This window comes from Actinomadura darangshiensis, assembly GCF_004349235.1.
GTDB classification, from domain to species: Bacteria; Actinomycetota; Actinomycetes; order Streptosporangiales; family Streptosporangiaceae; genus Spirillospora; species Spirillospora darangshiensis.
In genome coordinates this window covers 1-2,037 of sequence record NZ_SMKY01000587.1, presented here as the reverse complement: position 1 = coordinate 2,037, position 2,037 = coordinate 1, and the positions used below count along the sequence as shown (strand labels likewise).

At 70.6% G+C, this 2,037-nt stretch carries 3 protein-coding genes; all 3 read right to left on the bottom strand.

The features are described 5' to 3' along the window. Nucleotides 1-502 precede the first annotated feature (502 nt). The 3 genes from E1293_RS46665 to E1293_RS46655 all read right to left on the bottom strand — a co-directional run bounded on the left by E1293_RS46665 (nt 503) and on the right by E1293_RS46655 (nt 1,783). Nucleotides 503-847, bottom strand: a complete 345-nt coding sequence (locus E1293_RS46665) for a TadE family type IV pilus minor pilin (RefSeq protein ID WP_132206526.1) — start codon at nt 845-847, stop codon at nt 503-505. A gap of 11 nt (nt 848-858) precedes the next feature. After that, a complete protein-coding gene (locus E1293_RS46660) occupies nt 859-1,053 on the bottom strand; it encodes a DUF4244 domain-containing protein (protein ID WP_132206524.1) in 195 nt (64 codons plus the stop codon). Nucleotides 1,054-1,141: 88 nt separating this feature from the next. Then, entirely contained in the window at nt 1,142-1,783 is a 642-nt protein-coding gene (locus E1293_RS46655) for a type II secretion system F family protein (protein WP_243717579.1), read from the bottom strand. Nucleotides 1,784-2,037: the final 254 nt, after the last annotated feature.

Sequence of the window (2,037 nt, the reverse complement as noted above, 5' to 3'; positions counted from 1 at the left end):
CTTTCCGCCCACTCACCCCGCGCAGCCCGTACACCACCGCGCACGGGCAGCCGTCCCCGGCTCACAACCCTCTGCGCCTCATGCCAGATCCCCCACCTCCACCGACCGTTTCCCCGCTCCAGCCGGAGGTGTGATGCGGGCGTGGGGTGGGATGCGCCAGCACAAGGTCCACTCACGCGAATGCGCCAAGCTTTCGCGACCTCTTCGGCCCGGTGACCGACAGCGCGACGTCCGCCGCACTGTCGGCGTCAACACCGCCACGCCCGGACACTCCTGTCGCGATGCACCTGGAAACCAGCGTCCAGCGACCGCCGCCCGAAGGGCCGGCACGTCCTGACACTCCCGTCGCGATGTACCTGGTGGCCAGCGACCGCCGTCCGAAAAGCCGACCCGCCATTCACCAGACGGTCTCGCCGAGACCGGCCCGACCACGACGGCACCCCTCGGGAGGCAGGTCCTTGGACCGGGCGTGGTCGCGAACCGCGGTGGCCGACGTGGCCAGTCATTGCTTGCCGGCTGGGACGCCGGGTTCGGTGGCTGCGGCCACGTGGGCGTGGACGGTCAGAGGCGGCAGGCCGATCGCTGCGGCGGGCTCGACAGGCGCGGAGATGTCCACGTGGACGGTCGCCTCGTCGCGGCGGACATCAACCGTCGCCTTCTGCGGGACCGCCCTCACCACCAGGCCGCGCACAGCGGTGAGGGATTCGCCTCTGGCCGCGGCGCGGGCGCCGGCCCGGGCGGCGTCCGTGCAGGTGAGCTGGACGGAGGCGACCGTCACACCCCACAGCGCGACCGCAGTGATCAGCACCAGGGCGGGGAGGGCCACGGCGATCTCCGCCGTGGCCATCCCGCGGTCCCTCAGCCGGCCAGCTTGAGGGCCTTCTCGATGATCTGTAAGAGCAGCGACTTCACTTGCGAACTGGTCAGGATCTTGAACAGCAGCCCGGCGAAGGCCGCTGCCGCGATGGTGCCGACCGCGTACTCGGCGGTGGACATCCCGCGGTCCCCGCATGCCCTGGACCATCGCTGCACCGCCGTCTTCATCGCCCTCATCGGAGCTCCTTTCACTCGTGGAACTCTTCAAGCCTGCTGAATCAGCACGCTGCGTGATAGAAGAACCTCGTTCTGTGGATAACCCGGCTCACCACGGCAGGAGGATCGTCGAGGCGATGCCGGCGATGGCCGGGACGACCCCCAGCAAGACGAAGGCGGGCAGGAAGCAGAGGCCAAGCGGAGCGAGCGCGCGAATGCCGGCGGCCCGTGCTCTCGCCGCGGCGGCCGATCGGGCGACACGTCGCTGGTCACGCGCGAGACGGCTGAGGGACGGGGCGAGCGCCGCACCCGTGGACCCAGCCCTGACGGCCGCCCGAGCCAGCGGCGCGAGCATCGGCTCCTCCGTCAACGCGAGCCAGGCATCCGCCGGGTCGGCCCCGAGCTTGATCTGCACGGAAACGGCTCGCAGTTCGTCCCCGAGAGGGCCTCCCACCGCATCGGCGACCGCGGCCACCGCTTCATGCCAGGGGGCGCCTCCACGCAGGCACGCCGCCAGGAGATCCACCGCGACCGGAAGGTCCGCGATGAGTCGAGCCCGTCTGCGACGACGTTCTCCGTCCCCAAGACGGCTAAAGGACACCCAGACCGCCACCGCCGCCAGCACACCGACGACTCCGCCAGTCACTCCACCGAACAACACCACGCACAGGATTCCCGCCGCCACAGCAGCCGTCCGCCGCAGGCCAATGTCGCGGCGTTGGGCCGCCTCTCTGCCCTCCCGTTCGTCCACGCTTCCCGACGAACGTTGCCCTCGGGGGTGGCCACGAGACCGCGCCTGCCGCCCTCGCGGGACCGCGTGCCTCGGCGACGTCCCCCGAAACTGGACGGCGACCCTCTGCGCCGCCGCGGTCGTCCCCTTCGGAAGAAGAAAAGCCGACGCCGCCGCGCACAGCACAGCCAACAACGCCGTCATCACCCACCTCCCACTCCTCCATATGCCGGCACTCCGTGCAGGCCCCCAACTGCGAAAACACGTTCCACGCC